Annotated in this window: 30 protein-coding genes and 2 tRNA genes; 8 read left to right on the top strand and 24 right to left on the bottom strand. The window is 60.3% G+C overall.

Annotation, left to right across the window (positions count from 1 at the left end):
- Window positions 1–134: 134 nt before the first annotated feature.
- The 4 genes from rimK to AB4M76_RS11745 all read right to left on the bottom strand — a co-directional run bounded on the left by rimK (window position 135) and on the right by AB4M76_RS11745 (window position 4,524).
- Window positions 135–1,517 carry a 30S ribosomal protein S6--L-glutamate ligase gene (gene rimK, locus AB4M76_RS11760; protein ID WP_368442046.1) on the bottom strand — a complete coding sequence of 461 codons (1,383 nt, stop codon included), beginning with the start codon at window positions 1,515–1,517 and terminating at the stop codon, window positions 135–137.
- A 64-nt stretch (window positions 1,518–1,581) separates the two neighbouring features.
- Complete coding sequence (locus tag AB4M76_RS11755) at window positions 1,582–3,345, bottom strand: mechanosensitive ion channel family protein (RefSeq protein WP_368442045.1); 1,764 nt, start codon at window positions 3,343–3,345, stop codon at window positions 1,582–1,584.
- Between the two features lies 1 nt (window position 3,346).
- A complete protein-coding gene (locus AB4M76_RS11750; RefSeq protein ID WP_368442044.1) occupies window positions 3,347–3,622 on the bottom strand; it encodes an NfeD family protein in 276 nt (91 codons plus the stop codon).
- Window positions 3,622–4,524, bottom strand: coding sequence for an SPFH domain-containing protein (locus AB4M76_RS11745; RefSeq protein WP_368442043.1), 903 nt, complete (start codon window positions 4,522–4,524; stop codon window positions 3,622–3,624). Before AB4M76_RS11745 ends, AB4M76_RS11750 begins: the two co-directional genes overlap by 1 nt.
- Window positions 4,525–4,626: 102 nt before the next feature.
- Here AB4M76_RS11745 and tgt point away from each other — a divergent pair, with 102 nt between their 5' ends.
- The 6 genes from tgt to AB4M76_RS11715 all read left to right on the top strand — a co-directional run bounded on the left by tgt (window position 4,627) and on the right by AB4M76_RS11715 (window position 10,590).
- Window positions 4,627–5,754, top strand: coding sequence for a tRNA guanosine(34) transglycosylase Tgt (gene tgt / locus AB4M76_RS11740; protein WP_368442042.1), 1,128 nt, complete (start codon window positions 4,627–4,629; stop codon window positions 5,752–5,754).
- A gap of 96 nt (window positions 5,755–5,850) precedes the next feature.
- Window positions 5,851–6,945, top strand: a complete 1,095-nt coding sequence (locus AB4M76_RS11735; protein WP_368442041.1) for an alkene reductase — start codon at window positions 5,851–5,853, stop codon at window positions 6,943–6,945.
- Window positions 6,946–7,157: 212 nt separating this feature from the next.
- Window positions 7,158–9,569, top strand: a complete 2,412-nt coding sequence (gene lon / locus AB4M76_RS11730; RefSeq protein WP_368442040.1) for an endopeptidase La — start codon at window positions 7,158–7,160, stop codon at window positions 9,567–9,569.
- 145 nt (window positions 9,570–9,714) lie between these two features.
- Window positions 9,715–9,789, top strand: a tRNA-Val gene (locus AB4M76_RS11725).
- A gap of 118 nt (window positions 9,790–9,907) precedes the next feature.
- A complete protein-coding gene (locus AB4M76_RS11720; RefSeq protein WP_368442039.1) occupies window positions 9,908–10,474 on the top strand; it encodes a histidine phosphatase family protein in 567 nt (188 codons plus the stop codon).
- A 40-nt stretch (window positions 10,475–10,514) separates the two neighbouring features.
- Window positions 10,515–10,590: transfer RNA gene (locus tag AB4M76_RS11715), tRNA-Val, on the top strand.
- Window positions 10,591–10,655: 65 nt separating this feature from the next.
- Here AB4M76_RS11715 and AB4M76_RS11710 read toward each other — a convergent pair.
- The 20 genes from AB4M76_RS11710 to AB4M76_RS11615 all read right to left on the bottom strand — a co-directional run bounded on the left by AB4M76_RS11710 (window position 10,656) and on the right by AB4M76_RS11615 (window position 19,228).
- Window positions 10,656–11,447, bottom strand: coding sequence for a tyrosine-type recombinase/integrase (locus tag AB4M76_RS11710; protein ID WP_368442428.1), 792 nt, complete (start codon window positions 11,445–11,447; stop codon window positions 10,656–10,658).
- Window positions 11,448–11,536: 89 nt separating this feature from the next.
- Window positions 11,537–11,830 carry a helix-turn-helix domain-containing protein gene (locus AB4M76_RS11705; RefSeq protein ID WP_368442038.1) on the bottom strand — a complete coding sequence of 98 codons (294 nt, stop codon included), beginning with the start codon at window positions 11,828–11,830 and terminating at the stop codon, window positions 11,537–11,539.
- A complete protein-coding gene (locus AB4M76_RS11700; RefSeq protein ID WP_368442037.1) occupies window positions 11,827–12,285 on the bottom strand; it encodes an HNH endonuclease in 459 nt (152 codons plus the stop codon). The genes AB4M76_RS11705 and AB4M76_RS11700 overlap by 4 nt, the downstream gene beginning before the upstream one ends.
- Window positions 12,286–12,569: 284 nt before the next feature.
- A complete protein-coding gene (locus tag AB4M76_RS11695) occupies window positions 12,570–12,905 on the bottom strand; it encodes a hypothetical protein (RefSeq protein ID WP_368442036.1) in 336 nt (111 codons plus the stop codon).
- Entirely contained in the window at window positions 12,898–13,368 is a 471-nt protein-coding gene (locus AB4M76_RS11690) for a hypothetical protein (protein ID WP_368442035.1), read from the bottom strand. Before AB4M76_RS11690 ends, AB4M76_RS11695 begins: the two co-directional genes overlap by 8 nt.
- Entirely contained in the window at window positions 13,361–13,849 is a 489-nt protein-coding gene (locus AB4M76_RS11685; RefSeq protein WP_368442034.1) for a hypothetical protein, read from the bottom strand. The genes AB4M76_RS11690 and AB4M76_RS11685 overlap by 8 nt, the downstream gene beginning before the upstream one ends.
- Window positions 13,850–14,008: 159 nt before the next feature.
- The gene (locus AB4M76_RS11680; protein ID WP_368442032.1) at window positions 14,009–14,362 is read right to left on the bottom strand and encodes a nuclease domain-containing protein; all 354 of its coding nucleotides are present in this window, start codon (window positions 14,360–14,362) and stop codon (window positions 14,009–14,011) included.
- On the bottom strand, window positions 14,359–14,739 hold the full coding sequence (locus tag AB4M76_RS11675; RefSeq protein WP_368442031.1) for a hypothetical protein: 381 nt from the start codon (window positions 14,737–14,739) through the stop codon (window positions 14,359–14,361). The genes AB4M76_RS11680 and AB4M76_RS11675 overlap by 4 nt, the downstream gene beginning before the upstream one ends.
- A 42-nt stretch (window positions 14,740–14,781) precedes the next feature.
- A complete protein-coding gene (ssb, locus tag AB4M76_RS11670; RefSeq protein ID WP_368442427.1) occupies window positions 14,782–15,273 on the bottom strand; it encodes a single-stranded DNA-binding protein in 492 nt (163 codons plus the stop codon).
- Window positions 15,273–15,884, bottom strand: a complete 612-nt coding sequence (locus AB4M76_RS11665) for a lambda exonuclease family protein (RefSeq protein ID WP_368442030.1) — start codon at window positions 15,882–15,884, stop codon at window positions 15,273–15,275. The genes ssb and AB4M76_RS11665 overlap by 1 nt, the downstream gene beginning before the upstream one ends.
- Window positions 15,884–16,621 (bottom strand): ERF family protein, encoded by a 738-nt coding sequence (locus AB4M76_RS11660; protein ID WP_368442029.1) that lies wholly within the window; start codon window positions 16,619–16,621, stop codon window positions 15,884–15,886. The genes AB4M76_RS11665 and AB4M76_RS11660 overlap by 1 nt, the downstream gene beginning before the upstream one ends.
- A 1-nt stretch (window position 16,622) precedes the next feature.
- Window positions 16,623–16,811: a hypothetical protein gene (locus AB4M76_RS11655; RefSeq protein WP_368442028.1), complete on the bottom strand. Its 189-nt coding sequence runs from the start codon at window positions 16,809–16,811 to the stop codon at window positions 16,623–16,625.
- Window positions 16,808–17,125, bottom strand: coding sequence for a hypothetical protein (locus tag AB4M76_RS11650; protein WP_368442027.1), 318 nt, complete (start codon window positions 17,123–17,125; stop codon window positions 16,808–16,810). Before AB4M76_RS11650 ends, AB4M76_RS11655 begins: the two co-directional genes overlap by 4 nt.
- A complete protein-coding gene (locus AB4M76_RS11645; RefSeq protein WP_368442025.1) occupies window positions 17,122–17,373 on the bottom strand; it encodes a hypothetical protein in 252 nt (83 codons plus the stop codon). Before AB4M76_RS11645 ends, AB4M76_RS11650 begins: the two co-directional genes overlap by 4 nt.
- Before the next feature lie 178 nt (window positions 17,374–17,551).
- The gene (locus AB4M76_RS11640) at window positions 17,552–17,902 is read right to left on the bottom strand and encodes a hypothetical protein (protein WP_368442024.1); all 351 of its coding nucleotides are present in this window, start codon (window positions 17,900–17,902) and stop codon (window positions 17,552–17,554) included.
- On the bottom strand, window positions 17,899–18,171 hold the full coding sequence (locus AB4M76_RS11635) for a hypothetical protein (protein WP_368442022.1): 273 nt from the start codon (window positions 18,169–18,171) through the stop codon (window positions 17,899–17,901). The genes AB4M76_RS11640 and AB4M76_RS11635 overlap by 4 nt, the downstream gene beginning before the upstream one ends.
- A complete protein-coding gene (locus AB4M76_RS11630; RefSeq protein ID WP_368442021.1) occupies window positions 18,168–18,359 on the bottom strand; it encodes a hypothetical protein in 192 nt (63 codons plus the stop codon). Before AB4M76_RS11630 ends, AB4M76_RS11635 begins: the two co-directional genes overlap by 4 nt.
- Entirely contained in the window at window positions 18,349–18,537 is a 189-nt protein-coding gene (locus AB4M76_RS11625) for a hypothetical protein (protein ID WP_368442020.1), read from the bottom strand. The genes AB4M76_RS11630 and AB4M76_RS11625 overlap by 11 nt, the downstream gene beginning before the upstream one ends.
- Before the next feature lie 3 nt (window positions 18,538–18,540).
- Window positions 18,541–18,702, bottom strand: coding sequence for a hypothetical protein (locus tag AB4M76_RS11620; RefSeq protein WP_368442019.1), 162 nt, complete (start codon window positions 18,700–18,702; stop codon window positions 18,541–18,543).
- A gap of 217 nt (window positions 18,703–18,919) precedes the next feature.
- Entirely contained in the window at window positions 18,920–19,228 is a 309-nt protein-coding gene (locus AB4M76_RS11615; RefSeq protein ID WP_368442018.1) for a helix-turn-helix domain-containing protein, read from the bottom strand.
- 118 nt (window positions 19,229–19,346) lie between these two features.
- On the opposite strand from AB4M76_RS11615, the gene AB4M76_RS11610 reads away from it, so the two are divergent.
- Both AB4M76_RS11610 and AB4M76_RS11605 read left to right on the top strand, forming a co-directional pair.
- Window positions 19,347–19,553 carry a hypothetical protein gene (locus AB4M76_RS11610; RefSeq protein WP_368442017.1) on the top strand — a complete coding sequence of 69 codons (207 nt, stop codon included), beginning with the start codon at window positions 19,347–19,349 and terminating at the stop codon, window positions 19,551–19,553.
- Window positions 19,550–19,870 carry a helix-turn-helix domain-containing protein gene (locus AB4M76_RS11605; RefSeq protein WP_368442016.1) on the top strand — a complete coding sequence of 107 codons (321 nt, stop codon included), beginning with the start codon at window positions 19,550–19,552 and terminating at the stop codon, window positions 19,868–19,870. Before AB4M76_RS11610 ends, AB4M76_RS11605 begins: the two co-directional genes overlap by 4 nt.
- The last annotated feature ends 61 nt before the right edge of the window (window positions 19,871–19,931 follow it).

The following is a 19,931-nucleotide window of genomic DNA, read 5'->3' as shown; positions in this document are numbered from 1 at the left end:
GGTTTGTCCCGAAGAAACAGAGGTATTCAACCAACGCGGGGGAGTGTTTTCGCAAAAGGAGCTGTCCGGCTGGGCAGACCGGCCCGCGCCCGAAGGGCAGGCCGGTGGTGGGCAGCGCGGTCTTCAGTCCGACCTCAGCCGTTTCTGCGCCGCCGGGCGGGCTGGGGTTTTACCCGCGCTTCGATCTCGTCATAGACTTTGCCGACGATGTCCTTGCCGGTCGCCTTTTCGATCCCCTCGAACCCCGGGGAGGAATTGACCTCAAGCACTTTCGGCCCGGATTCAGAGCGCAGCAGATCGACCCCGCTGATGCCCAGACCAAAGGCCCGCGCGGCGCGCACGGCGGTGTCACGCTCTTCTTTCGAGATGCGCACGACCTTGGCCGACCCGCCCCGGTGCAGGTTGGAGCGGAAATCGCCCTCGGCCCCGGTGCGTTTCATCGACGCCACGACCTTGCCCGCCACCACGAGGCAGCGAATGTCCTCGCCCGCGGCTTCTTTCACGAAATTCTGCACCAGAAAGTTGGCCCGCAGCCCGCGGAAGGCGTCGATGACACTTTCGGCGGCTTTCTTGGTCTCGGCCAGCACGACGCCCTTGCCCTGGGTAGATTCCAGCAGTTTCACGATCAGCGGCGCGGTGCCCACCAGCGCCATGAGGTTGCTGGTGTCCTTGGGCGAGGCGGCGAAAGCGGTGGTGGGCATGCCGATCTTCTTGGCCGCCAGCACCTGATGCGCGTGCAGCTTGTCGCGGCTGGCAGTGATCCCGGCGGAGCCATTGACGCAATAGGTGCCGATGGTCTCGAACTGGCGGATCACGGCGGTGCCATAGGGGGTGATCGAGGCGCCGATGCGCGGGATCACGGCGTCATAGCGGGGCAGGCGCTTGCCGTCGTAATGCACTTCCGGCGCCAATTGGTTGATCGCCATATAGCAGCGCGTGGTGTCGATGACCTCGACCACATGGCCGCGCGCCTCGCCGACCTCGACCAGACGCCGGGTCGAATAATTATCCTCGCGGCTCAGCACCGCGATGCGCAGCGCGCGCTGCGGCGCTTTGGAGCGCAGGCTGGCGGTGTGGTAGACGTCATAGTTCAGATCAGGCTGCAAACGCCGCTCGGTGGCCGAGATGTTGATATGCTCGGTCAGCGCCTGACGGCCCAGCAACATGCGGCTGGTCATGCCCGCGCGGTTGGTCAGGGTCACATCAATGGGCCAGCTTTGGCCGCCGACCTCCAATGTCGTGGTGATCACGAAGCGCTGTTCGGATTCGCCGTTGGACGAGGTCACCTCGCGGCGGTCAACGATGGGGGCAGAGCAGGTGATGGCGATGTCTTCGCGTCCGGCAATGGGATGTACGTTGAAGCGCACCTTGGGTTTTGACGCCGGGCCAAAGACCTCGATGTCATGGGCGTGCAGCGCCGAGGTGCGCGCGCCGGTGTCGACCTTGGCCTTGATCGCAGGCAGGCCCAGATCGGGCAGGGCAACCCATTCTTCCCAGCCGAATGTCAGTTTATCCATTGCCTGCTCCTTTTGATTGTTCTCGTGCCTACCCTGCGCGCCGCAGCGCTACAAGCGGTGCCTATCAGGGTTTGCCCATATCGGCAGGCACGGGGGGCAACATGCGCTTGCCGTCTGCCTCCATCTTGGCGGCCGCTGCCAAAAGCCCTTCGCGCACGCGGCATTCGATGTCCCAGAAAGTCGCGGCATTGTCCGTTGGCACTTCAAAACGGACCTTCACGCCAAAGGCGTCCTGTTCCAGCACATGCACCTTGGCCTTGCTCATCGGGGTGACGTCATTGGGGTCTTCCTTGGCGAGCAGGTTGAAGAACTCATGGCGCAGCGCCTGCACATCGGCGGTTTGCGCCAGTGTCAGGACGATGGGCCGCACCATGGCATGGTCTTCGATGGACCAGTTTTCAAAGGCATCGGAGACGAAATAGGCCACCGGCACGATCAGCCGCGTGCCCTCCCAGTTCATCAGCTGCACATAGGTGAAATGGATGCGTTCGACCGTGCAGAAATGCCCCTCAAAGATCAGCTGATCGCCGATCCGGGCCGAGCGGTTCAGCGCGATTTGCACAGAGGCGAGGATATTGCCCAAGACCTCGCGCGCGGCAAAACCCAAGACGATCGTCAGGGCCCCGGCAGAGGCGAGGATCGACAGGCCCAGCGTATTGTCGGCATTGATCGAGACAAGGATGACCCCCGAAGCCACCAGCACCGCGATCACGATCACCCCTTTGCGGGCGGCGGCAATGGTGGTGGCGATGGAGCGCATATGCGCGTTCATCGGGTCGGCCAGCTCATAGGCGTTGTTGGGGCTGATCCGGTCAAAGATCTCGTCAAAGGTAAAGACGATGGCCAGCGTGGCGGCGGTCACATAGGCGATGAGCAAGATCGGGCTGAGCACCGCGTCGATAAGGCCAGAGACCACCAGCACGCGGCTGGTCGCGATGCCGATAATCGCCGCGCAAAGGACGATGGCGGCAGGCCAGCGAAAGGACCGCAGCACGAAGCGCATCCAACGGCGGCTTGCCGCCTCGCCCAAACGGCGCATCACGTCAAAGGCGAACCACCCGGCCATCAGCGCCACCGTCAGCAGGATCGGCAGAAACAGCACTTCCCACAGATACATGCCCCAAAAGGCCCGCCCGCGCAGCCATTCCGGCAGCAGGTTTTCAAGATCGGTGGGGCCGTATTTGGCATGCAGGGGGGGGATGTTGTCGACGCTCTGGCGTGAAAACACCCAGACCGGTGCGGCATCCTTGCCCGGTTTCACCCGGTTCAGCCGCAAGGGCACGTCATGGCCGCCCAGTTCCAGCCGGTCGATCAGCACCGAACGCCGCACGCGCCCGGTGTCATTGTCCTCGGAAGAACCGGAGAGCCAGCCATCGGGGCGGTCGGCCAGTTTGCCCCATGGCACGACCACCTTGCGCTCCATCAAGACGGCGAGTTGAAACGCCCGTTCGGCGCCAAGCGTGGCCTGATTGCCCTGCGGCAGATCAGAAAGATCAAGGACATGGGCCGCGTCGCTATAATGGCCCTTGCTGGTCAGGTAGATAAAACTTTCGACGGCCGCCATCGGCGTGCCCCGGTCGATCGTATCCGGCGCGGGCGGCAGGCCGGGGTTCAGCTCGGTCGTTTCGAACCATTTTTCCTGCGCTTGCCCGGCGGCGGCCCCAAGGAGCAGCGACAGGGCCAGCAGCATCAGCCCCAGCAATCGGGGCAGCAGCGCTAAGGGGCGCAGGAGGGCAGGCAGGCGCATCATGGTCTGCCGAATGTAGCGGGGGTTTGGAGAGGTCAAGGCTGCGGGCGTCATCTTGGGGCGGTTCAGCGCCGGGGCCACGTCAGTTCTCGTTAATGTCGCGGGTCACGATGCGCGCGCCGCTGGACTGGCGGCGAAAGACCAGGCGCAGGCCAATCCAGGCCAAGAGCGACAGCACCGCAAAGAGCGCCAGCAGGCTCGCCACATTCATCGGCGCAAACAGCGCCACGATCAGCGCCATCGCCAAAGCGCCCAAAGCAAAGCCCAGGAAGATCGAACCGGGCAGCAGCAGTTCCACCACGCCCAGCAGCAAAGCGGCGCAGAGCCAGACCCACCACAATGTCAGCCAACCCGCCATCATCCTTTGCCTTTCAGAAGTTTAAAGGCGTCGCCAAAGGCCTCCAACGCCTGCGCGGGGACCACAATGGTCTGATTGCCCGCGCCTTTGCCCATGGCATTGAGCGCATCGACCTGTTTCAGCGCGATTTGATACTGTGCCGCCGCCAAGCCGTTTTCATTGATCGCCGTGGCCACAACCTGTGTCGCATAGGCTTCGGCATCCGCCAGAACCCGCCGCGCCTTGGCGGTTTGCTCAGAGGCGTAGAGTTCGGCCTCCGCGGCCAGTTCCACGGCACGTTTGCTGCCTTCGGCTTCGGTCACCTGCGCCCGGCGGGCGCGTTCGGCGTTGAGCTGCTGCATCATCGCCGCCCGGGTGGCGGCATCAAGGTTCACGTCAAGGATTTCGGCCCGGGTGACTTCGATGCCCCAACTGTCCACCGCATCTTCGACACTGGCCTTGATTGTCGTGATCAACTGGCTGCGGTTGGCCTGCACCTCATCAAGGTCCATTTTGCCAATCTCGGCCCGCACAATCCCGGCGACCGTCGTCGAAATGGCGCTGTCCACATCGCGGATGCGGTAGACGGTCTTTTCCGGCTCGGTAATGCGGTAGAAAACCGACGTATCGACCTGCACCAGCACATTGTCGCGGGTGATGGCGTCCTGGCTCGCGGTGGGCAACTGTCGCTCAAGGATCGAGATCCTATGCGCCACGTGATCGATAAAGGGCACGATCATATTGATCCCCGGGCCCAGCACCGCGCGCAGACGGCCAAAACGTTCGATGACATGCTGCTCGGATTGCGGCACGATCTTGACCGATTTCACGATCAGGATCACCACCAGCAGGGCCAGCAGCAGCCAGACGAGGTTGTTCTCCAGCAGGCCGATCAATATGTTTTCGATGTCCAAGGCCGTCATCCTTCAAGGGTATAACTTCGCGCAATTCCCTGTATTTTACCTTTATTGCATGTTTCACGCCACTGGTTTATCGCCGCAGTCGCAGCCAGAGAGGGCCAGAGTATGACCAGCACCGGATTCACCAAACACGCGCAGGACGGCAAGGCACGCAGCGGCGTGATCACGACCCCCCGCGGCGAAATCCGCACACCCGCCTTCATGCCCGTGGGCACGGCGGCGACGGTGAAGGCGATGATGCCCGAAAGCGTGGCCTCTACCGGCGCGGATATCCTGCTGGGCAATACCTACCACCTGATGCTGCGCCCCACGGCGGAGCGGGTGGCCAAACTCGGCGGGCTGCATGGGTTCATGAACTGGGACAAGCCGATCCTGACGGATTCGGGCGGTTTTCAGGTGATGAGCCTTGCCGGGCTGCGCAAGCTGACCGAACGCGGCGTGACCTTCAAAAGCCATATCGACGGCTCCAAACATGAGATCACGCCGGAACGCTCAATGGAAATTCAGGAGCTTCTGGGCTCCGACATCGTCATGTGTTTCGACGAATGCCCGGCGCTGCCGGCGGATCGGGACCGCATCGCCGGCAGCATGCGCCTGTCGATGCGTTGGGCCAAACGCAGCCGCGAGGCGTTTGGCGACCGGCCCGGGCATATGCTTTTCGGCATCCAGCAGGGCGGGTTGGAGCAAGACTTCCGCCAAGAGAGCGCCGAGGCGCTGCGTGAGATCGGCTTTGACGGCTATGCCGTGGGCGGTCTGGCCGTGGGCGAGGGGCAGCAGGCGATGTTCTCCACGCTGGATTTCTCGACCGATATGCTGCCTGAGGACAAGCCGCGCTATCTCATGGGGGTGGGCAAGCCCGACGACATCGTGGGCGCCGTGGCCCGCGGCATCGACATGATGGACTGTGTGCTGCCGAGCCGGTCGGGGCGCACAGGGCAGGTCTTTACCCGCATGGGCGTGCTCAACATCAAGAACGCGCGGCATCAGGACGATCCGCGCCCCTTGGATGAGAATTGCAGATGTCCGGCCTGCCAGAACTACTCCCGCGCCTATCTGCATCATGTTTTCCGCAGCCAGGAAATCATCTCTTCGATGCTGCTGACGTGGCACAACCTGCAATATTATCAGGATATTATGGCGGGCATGCGCGAGGCCATCGCGGCGGGGCGCTTCACCCAATGGCAGGCGGATTTCCACGCCGGGCGCGAACAGGGCGATATCGACCCGCTCTAGCGGCGTCTCACGCGAAATTGTGTGAAACGATCCTTGCTGCAACCCGGCAGGGTCTTAGGTGCCTTTTCTCAGACCCAAGTAGAGAAAGGCCCGGATATGATTGAGAAACTATTCACCCCCTTCACCGCCGGTGAGATCGAGGCCGATAACCGTCTGGTCATGGCCCCTCTGACGCGCAACCGGGCGGATAATGAGACCGGCGAAGTCGGCGAGATGCATGTCGACTATTACCGCCAGCGTGCCGGCGCGGGGATCATCATCACCGAGGCCACCCAGATCAGCCCCGAGGGCAAAGGCTATTTTCAGACGCCGGGCATCCACAGCGAAGGTCAGGTCGCCGCTTGGCGCAAAGTGACCGAGGCCGTGCATGAGGAGGGCGGTAAGATCGTCCTGCAGCTTTGGCATGTGGGCCGGATCAGCCATACGTCCCTGCAACCTGATAATGCGCAGCCGGTGGCCCCCTCGGCCATCGCCGCAGAGGTCAAGACTTTCACCCCCAACGGGTTTGAGGCCACCTCTGAGCCGCGGGCGCTGGAACTGGACGAGATGCCCCGTGTCGTCGCCGACTTTGCCCATGCCGCCCGGATGGCCAGGAAAGCCGGGTTCGATGGGGTCGAGGTGCATGGGGCCAATGGCTACCTGCTGGATCAATTTCTGAAAACCGGCAGCAACCACCGTGACGACGCCTATGGCGGCAGTGTCGAGAACCGCGCGCGGCTGCTGTTTGAGGTGCTCGACGCGGTGACCGAAGTCTGGGGCGGCCCCCGCGTCGGCCTGCGCCTCTCGCCATTCTCGCCTGCCAATGGGATCGAGGACGCCAAGCCGCAGGAAACCTTTGAGCATGTCGTCCGGGGGCTGAACCGGTCCAACCTCGCCTATCTGCACCTCGTCGAAGGCGCCACCGGCGGCTCACGCGCATTGGCGGAGGGGGAGAGCATCAAGGCGCTGCGCAAGCTCTTTGACGGGCCCTACATGGCCAATAACGGCTATGACCGCGAGATGGCAATCGCGGCGGTGGCCAAGGGCGAGGCCGATCTCATCGCCGTGGGGCGCCCCTTTATCGCCAACCCCGATCTGCCGCGCCGCTGGCAGATGAACGGGCCGCTGAATGAGGGCGACAGCACCACCTATTACGGCGGCGGCCGCGCAGGCTTCACCGATTATCCGGCGCTGGAAACCACCACAGCCTGAGCCGGAGGTTAACAAAGAGCGGCGGGAATGGCATAAAATGGGCCAAACCCGCGCTTGCCTCCACCGTGCTGAAGCGCGATGATAGCGACCTTAAACCCGCAAGGGGATTGAAACAGGCGGGCGGGATGCACACATATCCTGTCCAGAAAAGGAGACATCAAGGGCTGCCTAGAACAGGGGCTGGAATGTCTTGCTAAGATAAGGAATTGAGCATGTTAGAGCCACTGAACGCATCCTACCCGGTGCTTCCGCTGCGCGACATCGTCGTGTTTCCCCATATGATCGTGCCGCTTTTCGTGGGCCGCGACAAATCCGTGCGCGCATTGGAAGAGGTCATGGCAGACGATAAGCAGATCCTGCTGTCGAGCCAGGTGGACCCGGGCGAGGATGATCCCGATACCTCCGGTATCTTCAAGGCTGGCGTGCTGGCCAATGTGTTGCAACTGCTGAAACTGCCCGATGGCACCGTGAAGGTGCTGGTTGAGGGTCAGGCCCGGGTGCGGATCACCGAATATCTCGACAACGACAACTTCTTTGAAGCGCGGGCCGAGTATCTGACCGAAATGCCGGGCGACGCGGCCACCACACAGGCGCTGCTGCGCACTGTGGCGGATGAGTTTGAGCGCTATGCCAAGGTCAAGAAAAACGTCCCCGAAGAAGCGCTCGCCGCCGTTGGCGAAAGTGCCGAGCCCGCACGTCTGGCGGACCTCGTGGCCGGGCATCTTGGCATTGAGGTCGAGCAAAAGCAGGACCTGCTGGAAACGCTGAGCATTTCCGAGCGTTTGGAGAAGGTCTATGGCCTGATGCAGGGCGAGATGTCCGTGTTGCAGGTCGAGAAGAAGATCAAGACCCGCGTCAAATCCCAGATGGAGCGCACGCAGCGCGAATACTATCTGAATGAGCAGATGAAGGCCATTCAGCACGAGTTGGGCGACGGCGAGGACGGCAAGAACGAAGTGGCCGAGCTGGAAGCCCGCGTGGCCGAAACCAAGCTCAGCAAGGAAGCCCGCGAAAAAGCCGAGGCCGAGATCAAGAAGCTCAAGAACATGAGCCCGATGTCCGCCGAGGCCACGGTTGTGCGCAACTACCTCGACTGGATGCTGTCGATCCCATGGGGCGTGAAGTCGCGCGTCAAGAAGGATCTCGGCAAGGCGCAGAAGGTGCTGGATGACGATCACTATGGTCTTGAGAAGGTCAAGGAGCGGATCGTCGAATATCTCGCCGTGCAGCAGCGCTCGTCCAAGATGAAAGGCCCGATCATGTGTCTCGTCGGCCCTCCGGGCGTCGGTAAGACATCCTTGGGCAAATCGGTCGCCAAGGCCACGGGGCGCGAATTCATTCGCATCTCGCTAGGTGGCGTGCGCGACGAGAGCGAGATCCGTGGCCACCGCCGGACCTATATCGGCTCCATGCCCGGCAAGATCATTCAGGCGCTGAAAAAGGCGAAAACCACGAACCCGCTGATCCTGCTCGATGAGATCGACAAGATGGGGCAGGACTTCCGTGGCGACCCGGCTTCGGCCATGCTCGAAGTGCTTGATCCGGAACAGAATGGCACCTTCGTGGACCACTATCTCGAAGTGGAATACGACCTCTCGAACGTGATGTTCCTGACCACCTCGAACAGCTACAACATGCCCGGGCCGCTCTTGGACCGGATGGAGATTATCCCGCTCTCGGGTTACACCGAGGACGAAAAGCGCGAGATCGCCAAACAGCATCTGGTGCAGAAGCAGATCAAGAACCACGGGCTGAAAGAGAAGGAGTTCAAGATTGAAGACTCCGCTCTGACCGGCATGATCCGCTACTACACCCGCGAGGCCGGCGTGCGGAACCTTGAGCGTGAGATCGCCAAAGTGGCGCGCAAGTCGCTGACCAAGATCGTCAAGAAAGAGGCCGAGAGCGTGACCGTGACCGGTGACAATCTCGAAGACTTCCTTGGGGTGCGCAAACACCGCTTTGGTCTGGCTGAAGAGGAGGATCAGATCGGCGTCGTGACCGGGCTGGCTTACACTTCGGTGGGGGGCGAATTGCTCTCGATCGAAGCCTTGCGTCTGCCGGGTAAGGGCCGGATGAAAACGACGGGCAAGCTCGGCGATGTGATGAAGGAAAGCATCGACGCGGCAAGCTCTTACGTCCGTTCGATCAGCCCTCAGATCGGGATCAAACCGCCGAAGTTTGACACGCTGGACATTCACGTCCACGTGCCCGACGGCGCCACCCCCAAGGACGGCCCCTCGGCCGGTCTGGCGATGGTGACCTCGATCGTCTCGGTGCTGACGCAGATCCCGGTGCGGCGTGACATTGCCATGACCGGCGAAGTCTCTCTGCGCGGCAACGCCATGCCGATCGGCGGGTTGAAGGAGAAACTCCTCGCGGCCCTGCGCGGCGGCATCACCACGGTGCTGATCCCCAAGGAGAACGAGAAGGACCTGCCGGAGATCCCGGACAATGTGAAAGAAGGGCTGAGCATCATCCCGGTGGGCCATGTCTCGGAAGTGCTGGAACATGCGCTGGTAAGCAAGCCCAAGGCGATCGACTGGGACGAAGCCGCCCAAGAGGCCGCCGAGGCCGCCGCGATGAAAGCCCGCGCTGGCAGTGCGGATGCGGCGACCACCCATTAAGGCCGGCCCTTTTTGACATCAGCAACGCGCGCCCTTCGGGGCGCGCGTTTTGCGTTGGGGGCAGCCGCTGCGGGGCAGTTCCATGGCGGTTTCTACCAAAAACCCTCTTGCACGCCGCGCCGCAATTGGCTACTTCGCCCCGCAAGGGTGATTAGCTCAGTGGTAGAGCGCTTCGTTCACATCGAAGATGTCAGGAGTTCAAATCTCTTATCACCCACCACCTCCTCCTCTACAAACGACGCCCCGAGATCGTGTTTCACTCCCGCGCCTTATTCCGGTTGGAACGCGCTGGTTAATTCTGCCAATCTAAGCCGCAGATCGCGCAGCGGGGGCATCGCATGACCAACTATCCACCTCTCTATATCCTGCGCCATGGGGAGACTGAATGGAATGTCGAAGGCCGTCTGCAGGGGCACTATGATTCCCCGCTGACCGCTCAGGGGCGTGCGCAGGCGCGGGCGCAGAATGCGATTCTGAAACAGTGCGACCTCGCCGATTTCACGGCCCTCAGCAGCCCGCAAAAACGCGCCCGGGATACGGCGCAGATCGCGCTTGAGGGGCTGTTGCCCTTTGCGACCGACAAGGGGATCGCAGAGATCGGCCTCGGCGCCTGGGCGGGGCGGGGGCGGGCCGAGTTATTGGCGGAATGCCCGCAGGCGCGGGATTCCTTCGACCTTTACGAAGAAGCGCCGGGCGGGGAGGGGTTTGCCGCGCTGCACGCGCGCTGTCGGGCCTTTCTGAGCGGGCTCACCGGGCCGCATGTGCTGGTCACCCATGGCATCACCTCGCGAATGCTCCGCCTGATCCTGACCGGCCGCGATCTGGATCAGCTGCGCCGTATGCAGGGCGGGCAGGGGGTCGTTTTCCAGATAAGGGACGGTCAGCAAAGACGGTTGAAATTATAGGCTTGAAGCCCGCGGCAACCTTGGCTAAGAGAGCCACATCGGGTCGTTAGCTCAGTTGGTAGAGCGCTTCGTTTACACCGAAGATGTCGGGAGTTCGAGCCTCTCACGACCCACCATATAATCCCATGTAAAATAACACTTTCCCGCGGCAATGTCCATGATTAGCGAAGTGTATAGGGGTTCATTGAACCTTAACCCCGCGCAGCCCGCCCATTCCAAAGTTCAAAACGTCCGCGGCGTCTGACAGGTGTTCGGGCAGGAAGCGGGCGTAAATCTTCTGTGTGATCTGGATATTGCTATGGCCGAGATACTGGCTGACCCGCTCAATGGGCTGGCCCGCGGCAAGCATCTGCACAGCAACGGTGTGACGTATCTGGTGAATGCGGATACCTGACAGGCCAGCACGGCGCAGAGCCGCGGCATACCCCGTCCTAATCGACTTGATCGGCCCGCCGTTATACTCAACCACCCACTCGGTCTGTCGGGCGTCATAAGCCTGCTTTAGGGCGGTGCGGGCTAGTGAGTTCATCGGTAGCACCGCACGGCCCTTGCGCGTCACCCCATCGGTTAGGCGAAGGTCGATCACGCCGCGGTCAAAGTCGATCTTGTCCCACGTCCTATCCAGTACCGCGGAAACCCGACCCCCTGTCGTGAGTAGCAGGATCACGGCCAGCCGCACATGCGGGGCGGCGCAGTTATCCACGATCCGGTGAATCTGGTTTTGCGTGAGTGGCCGCACATCGCTGTCAGGCTTAGAGGGCATTTCGAGGGGCGGCACGCGGTCAATCGCTCCCGCTTTCTTCACTGCCCAATTTAGGCAGCTTCGTAGGTGGCCGAGTTCGGTGTGGATGCTCCCCAGCTTGCGCCCCGCCGCGGTTCTGTCTGCGATGTAGCCGCGGCTGTCGGCAAGGGTGATCTGGTCTGGCCTCAGCGCCCCGAAGTGGGACAACACGGCTTTGCCCGTCCAGCCCATAGTTGCCGCGGTTGGCTTATCCCCCAAATAATCGACATACATGTGCCAGAGATCGGCCACGGTATGCCCGCCGCGGCTGACCGTCTCCTTTAGGTATCGATCCCGTGCTTCTGCCTCGGCTTCCTTTCGCGTGCGTGCTTTAAGTTGATAGCGCCTGCGCTTGCCGCCTTCATGCCATGAAACGCAGTATCCGCCGCGGAGTCTGCCGATGGTGATGTCTGACATTCTTCGTATTCCTCTACAGCCGCCGCGGGGATGCGATACAGCTTGCCAATCTTGAAATGGGGTAGGCGACCGTCATCGCACATGTTGCGGACCGTTGTAGCACTAATCTCCCATCGGCTGGCAAGTGTGTCGGGTCTGTATGGTTTCGGCTGGTTCATTGTCCCTCGCCCCTCCACTCTGTGAGCGTTTTTGCGCCCTTCTGTCGGTTGCATGTCCGGCAGGCTACGGCGAGGTTTTCAGGCTCATTACTGCCGCCCTTGCAAGCTGGGAAAATGTGGTCAATCTCCCATGGGCCTTCTGTGGTCCCGCAATATGCGCAAACCTCCCCATCCCTTAGAAGTATCTCGGCCCGCAATACCTCTGGAAGACGGGGGCGATCGGCCTTTCTGTTCCAGAACCGGGGCAGGGGCGTTTCAACTTCAAAGATTTCATTGCAAAGGGCTGTGCCTTTAGCAGCCTCGATTTCGTCTTCGGGCCAGCCGTCTAAGTCGATCCGGTCAAACCTGCAAAGCCCGTCCAAGTTCTTCCAAGGGATATTCAGGATAGCAAAGGCTTGGATGGTTATTCCCATATGCTCGGCGGCTTCTTGCGCTTTCATCAGTCGCGGCGTCATTGGCTACCCCCTTTCAGCTTGGTGACGGTCATGCCGAGATAGGTGGCGGCGTCGTGGATCTTCATTAGTCTTGCTACCATGTCAGTCTTCCCGTTCGCACTTGCCATATTGATACTTGGTGCCGCCTGACATTAGGCACCCTGCCTCTGCCAAGCCTTCGGCAATCTCCCTTTCGTCAACGATATTGTATTCATCTATGCGAGTTTTGCCTGTCGCGCTAAGGCACCCGTTGAGGACTAGCCCTATCATCACAAGGCTGGCTGCGTTTGCTATCCCGGCGTCTGTCACTGCTTCCCCTCCTTCATTGCCCCGGCGTCGATCCCAAACGCTGCCATGATCTGCGCGACGTGGTGGGCTTGGGCTGCGGCCTTGGCGGCTTCTACAGTGTCGAACCTTGGCTTGCCGTGCATCCCCCGCATCATGTAAATTGCGTTGAAGTTGCGGGCGTCGATCATAAAGCCTTCGCAGTTCCAGCCGATGGGATGCCGGACCCAGACAAGCGGCTTCACCAACCCTGGCAGGGCCGCGATGATGACATCTGCGGTTTTCTCTGCGCCCATAACCTCACGCGCGCAGATTCCCGTTAGCGTCTGGCGCAGGTCGTCTAGTGCGTTACTCATGGCTGTCCTCCGAGATAGCGCGTAGGGCGGCAGGGTGGTGTCGCTCAAGCCACGAAACGATGTTCTCAGCATAGTCCACGTCTCGCACATCCATCTCGTGCGTTTCGCAAATGATGCTTTCGATCTCATCAACGATGTTTTCGCGGGCTTCTTCGGATACCTTCGCCGCCTCCTGCGGTGTCGTTTGCGAGGTGTTGTCGTCTGCGCGAACGTATGCCTTAGCCTCGACCGGGTAGCGGGTAGTGGCCCATGTCCCTAAGTGGTCGAGCGTGGGGCTGCTGTGCCAAACCATGATGCGATCAGGCAGGCTTCTGCCCTCCTGCGGTGTCACGGTAAGGGCGGCGAAAGCGACGCGTGCCTGCATACGGTATAGGTCACGCTGGGTTTTGGGGTCGTCCCACTCTCTCGCCATAGCCTTAGCGATTGCCTTCGCCACCTTCTCAACGCGCTCTTGCTCAGTCATTGGTGTCTCCTTCGATAAGGGCGGTAATGTCGTCAGCGTTAACCACTTCGATTTCCTCGTCGCATTTGTGGAAGCACAGCCACTTGTGAGATAGCGCCTCCCGCAGCGCGTCATTGCGGGCGCTGGCGATAGCCTCTGCATCCGCGTGTTTTTCGGTGCGCAGAATGCCGTTCTCTGCCTCTGCTTTTTCCGCTCGCTCACGCCATTCGTGCGAAAACGCGGCATGGTTCTTAGAGGCGATTTCAGCCTTTTCGGCGCGGCGTAGGTGCTTCATCGCCCGTTCGTTGGCGTCCTTTTCTCTGCGCAAACCTGCGGCGTTCCCTGCCTCCAACTCCTTGATCCGCTCGGCTTGGGCGCGGAGGGTGGCGGCGCAATCGAAGTGCAGATGCGCCTCACGGGTGAATTGGTTGTGATCCCGTTGCGCCCAATCGCAATCCTTGGCCAACCGCTCCACCGCCTCGCTTGAAATATCCACGTTCATGCTCTCTCCTGTCTCAGCTTGCCCGCCGATCCCCTCATGTGGAGGTGGCGCGGATCGACGGGCGGTCTGGGGGTCCGACTTCACAAAATGCCCGCGTGTTGGCGCGGTCGTCGTATGCCACTGGGAACGCCGTGGCCGCGTTATCCCCACAACGGGAATTCAGTTGCCCCTCACGCTGATTAGGCCAGCGGCCATGCGGCGGGATTGGCTGCGCATCATCGCTCGCAGCACGTCCAGCCAATCAATCGGGGATTCCGCAAACTTGTCGCGGCTATCAAAAACGGCGTGGCAGCGGTCGCAGCCGTCGATCAGAAACAGGTCGTCATTCTTCTGAGCCATACCAGCGGCAAAGCCGGGAATACTCACATGGCACCCGACAACATAGGCCGGGTCGTGGCGGCAAATGCCGGGGATAGCCAAAGCGCAATCGGCACCTTTTGAGGCATCGCGCAGGGCTTTGACCTTCTGCGGCTTCTGGCCCTTCTGGTATATCGGGCGTCCAGTGATGTTCACTGCTTATCCTCCGGCTGGCTAAGGCGGATGCCCTGCGGCAGATACTTGGCCTCTACCGCATCACACATCGCGCTAAGCTGTTTCGTGTTCATCACCGAAGTGACTGAGATATAATCCATGGCGGCTATCTTCTGCTCTACGGTCAGGTTCTTGAGGTTGCTGAGAAACGCGACGAACTGCGGATCATCCGCCATTAGGATCGGGCAGCCCTGATAGAACTTGCACTCCCGCTTCACCTGATCGGCGGTGCTGTGGGTCTGCCGCGCAATCTCGCCAAACCACTTGTGCAGCAGGGCGTTTTGACTCAGTGACCGCACCTTGCCTTCGCGCATGGTCAGGGTGAACGGAACGGGTAGACCTTCCACCCATTCCGCCAATCGGCCCGCGTCTTGTGCTGTGAGGGCTGATCGCATCATATCTTACAAGCTGCTGTATTTGAACGGTATTTCATCTCCGAGGTCGCGCCCGCTGTTAGGGTTCCCGCCCGCCCCGTAGCCGCTCGGCGCGTCATAGTTGCCCGTGCTGCCGCTGTCATAGCCTTGCGATTGACCGCCGCCGCTCGGCCCGTCCAGCATCGTCAGCGTGCCGCCGAAGCCTTGCAACACAACCTCGGTGCTGTACTTGTCCGCGCCGCTCTGGTCCTGCCATTTGCGCGTCTGCAATTGTCCTTCGATGTAGACCTTGGAGCCTTTCTTGAGGTACTGCTCGGCAATCCGCACAAGCCCCTCTTGGAAAATCGCCACCGAATGCCACTCTGTGCGCTCCTTGCGTTCCCCGCTGTCGCGGTCTTTCCATGTCTCGGAAGTGGCAATCCGCAGGTTGCATACCTTGCCGCCGTTCTGAAACGTGCGCACTTCTGGGTCGCGCCCTAGGTTGCCAATCAGGATCACTTTATTCACGCTTCCAGCCATCATGCGGCCTTTCTGTATTGGTTGATAAGTTCGTCTGCGGTGGCCTTTACGTCCGCAATGAACGCGGCCACGGCCTCGGTGATTTCCGCCTGCGCCTTGGCGTCAGCTTCGACGCGCTGAATGTGCATCTGCATTTCAAAGGGCAGGGCGGGGTTGAACGTCACGAAGTCGCACCATTCGCGCCCGGTGCATTCCATTTGCCACTGCATCTGCAAGACGTACTGGCGTTTGATTGCGCCGCCCGTTAGGACGCGGATATGCTCGGCGGGTTGCGGACACTTAATCTCGACAAGCCCATCCCCGCCAATGATCCCGTCCGGGCTGGCCCCGGTGCCTTCAATGGTCGGGTGCGGGATAAACCCAACCTCTGCAACCTCTAGGCCCGTCTCCATTTCATAGAAGGCCCGCGCCTGCGGCTCGGTGTCGGTGCCGTGCTGCATTGCCGCGCTGGTGAAGGTCTCGGTCGGGTTGCCTGTCAGGCGTTCACAGATAAGCTGCGCCCGATAGTTCTGATAACCCGCCGTTGTGGGCTTCATCATCACATCGGAAATGCGGCTGGCAGTGACGCAGCCCGCCCTTGCCGCGAACCATTCTTCTGTACCTTGCTGCATCACTTGCCGCCCTTCTTGCGCTCAAGCATTGCCTTGGCTTCATTGAAGCGGGCGGCGGGGAACAGTTGCAGGTCCGCATTGGCCGGGTCTTTGTGGCCGAAGGCTAGGTGGAATTTGGCTTCGTCGGTGCCCGTCTCTGCAATCAGGTCGCGCAGGGTCACGAACTGCTCTGCCGTGACCGTTTCCGTCCCGTTGGCTGCTGTCACCCCATCATCCTCAACGTCCTCGCCAAGCGATAGGCCAAGGATGGCTTGGGCGGTGTAGCGTTGCCCGTAGGTCTGCGTTGAGCCGATAGCCTGCACAGCGTTGCGGCCTGCGCCAGCATCACGCGGCAACGGCAAGCTGTTGCGCTTTGTGTGGCCGTTCTCGTGCGACAGTTCGGCGGTAACGATCACCTCTTTCTCCGTTGTCTCGGTCGAGAATGAGAGGGCTAGGCCATGTTCTGCCAGCACGGGGCGGGTTAGCTTGATGATATCTTTGAGCAGCGCATAGCGCGTCTTTTGGTGCTTGTTCTCGCCATTGAGCGGGATTTCGGGGAAGCTGGCCGAAGCCTTCGCAAACGCCGCGTCAAAAGCCGCTTTCGCGTTCTGCGCATCGTGCTTTTCTTTCAGTTCAAGCATCCGCTCCAGCTTGGCGAGGTCCGAATTGGGGTCCATCGCAACCCGCTCGATCATATTCACCATTGGATCGGCGGGCAGGAACTGCTCTTGCGGTTCTGTCTTGGTTACGGCGTTCATGTCAGTATCCTTTCGGGTGATCGGGGTGCGCCGGGGCGAAAGTCTCCACCCACGGCTGCGCGTCGAGGTTATCCACCAGCGCGGAGGCTGCGAGGATCAGCGACACGGCAACGGCAAAGATCCATGCGGTGCCGTAGCGGGGGCTGCGCTTGCGGGGTGGGTGCGCCCATGGGCCGGAGTGATGGGTCATTGCAGCACCTCTGCCATGCTCTCCGCTTCCAGCCGCCATTCGTCGGCCAGCCGCTCCGCGTATCCGGTGACGTTCTCGCAAGCGTGGGCTGCGTCCTCGTATTCTTCGCGGTCACGGCGGGCGTAGAAGTCGCCTGCGCTGAGAATAGCGTCGGCAAGCTGGCCCAAGTCGCTGTCACCCTCATGCATAGATAGGGCTTCCAGCAGGCGGGCTGATACGCTCTTGCGGTTGCCATTCCCGGCAAGCTGCGCGGCGGTAAGCACCGGGTCGCAGGCGCGGGGGATGTGGTGGGGGAATGTGCTGTGAAGGGTCATGCCGCCATCTCCTCTGCAAAGAGTACGTTGCGAAGCTGGCTCAGAACGTCCGCGTTCTCTGGCTTTTCCAGTTCAATCGCGATATAATCCCACTGCATCGCATGGGGCTTCATATGCTCAAGCATGGACCGGAAAACGGCGACTTGTTCTTGGTCGCTGAAGCTGGCGAAAATCTCGCCAAACCCGTCCGGGTCAACTTCGATGAAAAGCGGGAACTTGCTGTGAACTTGTGCGGGTAGCTTATTCATTCCATTGCCTCCTGTGCGTGTTGCGCCGCGATCTGGCGGCATTCCTGCGCGGTCCCGGTGTGTCGCTGTCCGTCAGGGGTGCGCAGCGTCCATGCGTCTGTCATTGGCTGGTGAAGGCTGGCCCGATAGCCGCCTGTGCCGTGCCACTCCCCATCGCCGCGATAGTGCCAGCGGGGGGTCATTGGGTGGCCTCGCGTTCGCTGCTGAACTCCAACCGTGCGACGACATGCGGGAAGAAACCGCGATAGGCGTTGCACAGGTGACGAAACTCGCCGCTATCCACGAACTCATCCGCAAGTGGGGGCGAACCGTCTGGAAAGTCCCGACAATACGAAAGCCCGCTATCCTTCATGTAACGATCCCAGAGGGCGTCACAGTCGAGGTGCATTCTCAGCGTATAGACGCCATCATATTTCAGCGTTGACTTGCGGTGCTTGGTCCCCGGCGCGATGCTGCGATAGCAGTGGAAGCATTGGTGGTGCTTACGCGCTGTCGGTTCGCCTTCTGACAAGAATTCGACGTAACTCACGACGCCACCGCCTGCGCCGCACTAGGGGGCGTCTGCTCGTCGTCTTGCTGAGCCTCAAGTTCAGCGATGCGGATGATCTGCTCCGCATTTTGCTCATACTGACGATCCCGTTCCGCCTCCAACTCCTTGATGCGCTCGGCTTGGGATTCGTACACCTCAACGCGGACATATTCCCCGCTCGCTGCCGACCGCATCCCAGCGGTGACGCCCATCATCCCGCGCCAATCTTCATGCAGGTGCGGTGTGAACCTCTCTACTCGTTCGCTCATTGCGCCGCCTCCTGCGCCGCAGCGCCGCTTGTGCCGAACGTGGACGGGTCAATCTCGCGGTACTGGCAGGGGGCCAGCGTAACTTCGCTCCGGGCAATTCGCTGGCGGTAGCGGTCCAGTTCATCGGTATACGCGATATAGCCGCGCTGAGTGATGATGATTACGGGGTCGTTTTCCTCATGTTGCATGGTCGTCTCCCTTACGCGGTGCCGCGCTGTTAATTGATTGATTGAATGACAAGGCGAGAAACTTCGCCCCATCGACGCTTGGCATCCGCATTGTGAACAGGCTTTCCGTCTCGTCGGTGACGATGCAGCGTTTCCCCTTTGCGGATACTGACTTCGGGGTGAGTTCGGTTTCGGCCATCACTCAACCCCCGGATGAAAAGAGGGCGTCTAGGATTGCGATTGCAAAGCCATGAATATCGCCCAAAAGTTGTAAATCATTGAAATCGCAAGGAAATGTGTCGACTTCCCTATGACGCGCTGGTACGGCACGGGCGAAACGTAAACTGGCGGTGATATGGTGCATTGTTCGTCCTCCCTTGGTGTGGCCTGTAGGGAGAAGGTAGTTAGGAAATATCCTATCGTCAAGCAGTATTTTCGGAAACTTCCTAATATACACGCACAGGTCCGTTATGCTATCTAAGTTAACATTAGGGGGTAAAGCATGAACACATTAGGACAAAAAAACGCCACTGAGATTAACTCAATGGCGCGGGGGCAGCTTATTTTGCTGAAATTAGAAGTTATTCGGTTTCTTCAATCCAAGCCTGAGCAGTTCTCAGGAGCAACTCCCGCTGCGGGGCGGGCATCCGCTCAAGTAGAGCGAGAATGTCCGACTTAAGTTCTAAATCTGTCGCGGTTTCAAACAGTGCAGCTAGGGGGACTCGCAACCCCTTAGCTATTTTTGCAAGCGTGACTACCTTCGGGCTTTGGCTCTTTCCCGATAATATGTCGTAAATGCCTGTTGGGTTAATTTTAGCCGCCCGCGCCAGCTTTGCGGCGTCCATCTGTCGAGCATCCATCAAGTCTTTGATGTTCTTGGCGACTAGCATGTTTATTGGGTCTCTCTCCATGGGTTAGGACATAACCTATTTAGGCGCTATCCGTCTAATTGGAAGTGTCCTAAAGAAAATGGTTGATGTGCGTTAGGAAGTTTCCTAAAAGTGTTCTATGAACGCACACACCCAAAACCCCGAAATTGAAAGGCTGGTTGCGGACATCTCCCGCTACCGCAAAGAGCATGGCGTTTCCAAAACCGCTTTTGGTGTTTGGGCCGTCAAAGACCCCAACCTTCTGCGCGACTTGGAAGCGGGCCGCGAACTGCGCTGGTCCACCATTAAGACCATCCGCGAGAAAATGGCGGGGTCTAAGCAATGACCACACGTACAGCCCCCACACACGGCTTCGCAGAGCGGCTACGGGCTGCGCGTGGCAGAGCGCGAAAGACGCTGCGAGATGTTGCTTCAGTCTGTGATGTGTCTCCGCAAGCTGTGAAGAAGTGGGAGGACGGCACGGCTATGCCTGACAGTCGTCGCTTTATCGCTCTCTGCAATCTTCTGGACGTGTCAGCGGAATGGTTGTTTTGCCCTGATCCGCTCGACTTCCATAGCACGGACACTGCGCCGCAAGGGCGTCACGCGAAATATTGGGTTCGTGAGGCTATCGCAGAAATGCGTGAAAGCGGTGAGTTATGACCGCCCCAGCATCCGAGGCGCAGCGGTACGATACTGCGTCATTCATGGCTGTTCTCCTAGC

The sequence above is a fragment of the Sulfitobacter sp. PS-8MA genome, assembly GCF_040933935.1.
Lineage (GTDB): Bacteria > Pseudomonadota > Alphaproteobacteria > Rhodobacterales > Rhodobacteraceae > Sulfitobacter.
This window is presented reverse-complemented; position numbering and strand designations above follow the sequence as displayed.

Bases quoted from the DNA above. Each gene is read 5' to 3' on its own strand.
- AB4M76_RS11635 (WP_368442022.1), bottom strand. From the start codon at position 18,171: ATGAGCGAACGAGTAGAGAGGTTCACACCGCACCTGCATGAAGATTGG.
- lon (WP_368442040.1), top strand. From the start codon at position 7,158: ATGTTAGAGCCACTGAACGCATCCTACCCGGTGCTTCCGCTGCGCGAC.
- ssb (WP_368442427.1), bottom strand. From the start codon at position 15,273: ATGGCTGGAAGCGTGAATAAAGTGATCCTGATTGGCAACCTAGGGCGC.
- AB4M76_RS11645 (WP_368442025.1), bottom strand. From the start codon at position 17,373: ATGAATAAGCTACCCGCACAAGTTCACAGCAAGTTCCCGCTTTTCATC.
- AB4M76_RS11625 (WP_368442020.1), bottom strand. From the start codon at position 18,537: ATGGCCGAAACCGAACTCACCCCGAAGTCAGTATCCGCAAAGGGGAAA.
- AB4M76_RS11690 (WP_368442035.1), bottom strand. From the start codon at position 13,368: ATGACTGAGCAAGAGCGCGTTGAGAAGGTGGCGAAGGCAATCGCTAAG.
- tgt (WP_368442042.1), top strand. From the start codon at position 4,627: ATGACCAGCACCGGATTCACCAAACACGCGCAGGACGGCAAGGCACGC.
- AB4M76_RS11685 (WP_368442034.1), bottom strand. From the start codon at position 13,849: ATGAACGTGGATATTTCAAGCGAGGCGGTGGAGCGGTTGGCCAAGGAT.
- rimK (WP_368442046.1), bottom strand. From the start codon at position 1,517: ATGGATAAACTGACATTCGGCTGGGAAGAATGGGTTGCCCTGCCCGAT.
- AB4M76_RS11615 (WP_368442018.1), bottom strand. From the start codon at position 19,228: ATGCTAGTCGCCAAGAACATCAAAGACTTGATGGATGCTCGACAGATG.
- AB4M76_RS11665 (WP_368442030.1), bottom strand. From the start codon at position 15,884: ATGCAGCAAGGTACAGAAGAATGGTTCGCGGCAAGGGCGGGCTGCGTC.
- AB4M76_RS11745 (WP_368442043.1), bottom strand. From the start codon at position 4,524: ATGACGGCCTTGGACATCGAAAACATATTGATCGGCCTGCTGGAGAAC.
- AB4M76_RS11735 (WP_368442041.1), top strand. From the start codon at position 5,851: ATGATTGAGAAACTATTCACCCCCTTCACCGCCGGTGAGATCGAGGCC.
- AB4M76_RS11630 (WP_368442021.1), bottom strand. From the start codon at position 18,359: ATGCAACATGAGGAAAACGACCCCGTAATCATCATCACTCAGCGCGGC.
- AB4M76_RS11620 (WP_368442019.1), bottom strand. From the start codon at position 18,702: ATGCACCATATCACCGCCAGTTTACGTTTCGCCCGTGCCGTACCAGCG.
- AB4M76_RS11660 (WP_368442029.1), bottom strand. From the start codon at position 16,621: ATGAACGCCGTAACCAAGACAGAACCGCAAGAGCAGTTCCTGCCCGCC.
- AB4M76_RS11720 (WP_368442039.1), top strand. From the start codon at position 9,908: ATGACCAACTATCCACCTCTCTATATCCTGCGCCATGGGGAGACTGAA.
- AB4M76_RS11655 (WP_368442028.1), bottom strand. From the start codon at position 16,811: ATGACCCATCACTCCGGCCCATGGGCGCACCCACCCCGCAAGCGCAGC.
- AB4M76_RS11705 (WP_368442038.1), bottom strand. From the start codon at position 11,830: ATGAACCAGCCGAAACCATACAGACCCGACACACTTGCCAGCCGATGG.
- AB4M76_RS11605 (WP_368442016.1), top strand. From the start codon at position 19,550: ATGACCACACGTACAGCCCCCACACACGGCTTCGCAGAGCGGCTACGG.
- AB4M76_RS11610 (WP_368442017.1), top strand. From the start codon at position 19,347: ATGAACGCACACACCCAAAACCCCGAAATTGAAAGGCTGGTTGCGGAC.
- AB4M76_RS11710 (WP_368442428.1), bottom strand. From the start codon at position 11,447: ATGGGCTGGACGGGCAAAGCCGTGTTGTCCCACTTCGGGGCGCTGAGG.
- AB4M76_RS11695 (WP_368442036.1), bottom strand. From the start codon at position 12,905: ATGAGTAACGCACTAGACGACCTGCGCCAGACGCTAACGGGAATCTGC.
- AB4M76_RS11750 (WP_368442044.1), bottom strand. From the start codon at position 3,622: ATGGCGGGTTGGCTGACATTGTGGTGGGTCTGGCTCTGCGCCGCTTTG.
- AB4M76_RS11650 (WP_368442027.1), bottom strand. From the start codon at position 17,125: ATGACCCTTCACAGCACATTCCCCCACCACATCCCCCGCGCCTGCGAC.
- AB4M76_RS11700 (WP_368442037.1), bottom strand. From the start codon at position 12,285: ATGACGCCGCGACTGATGAAAGCGCAAGAAGCCGCCGAGCATATGGGA.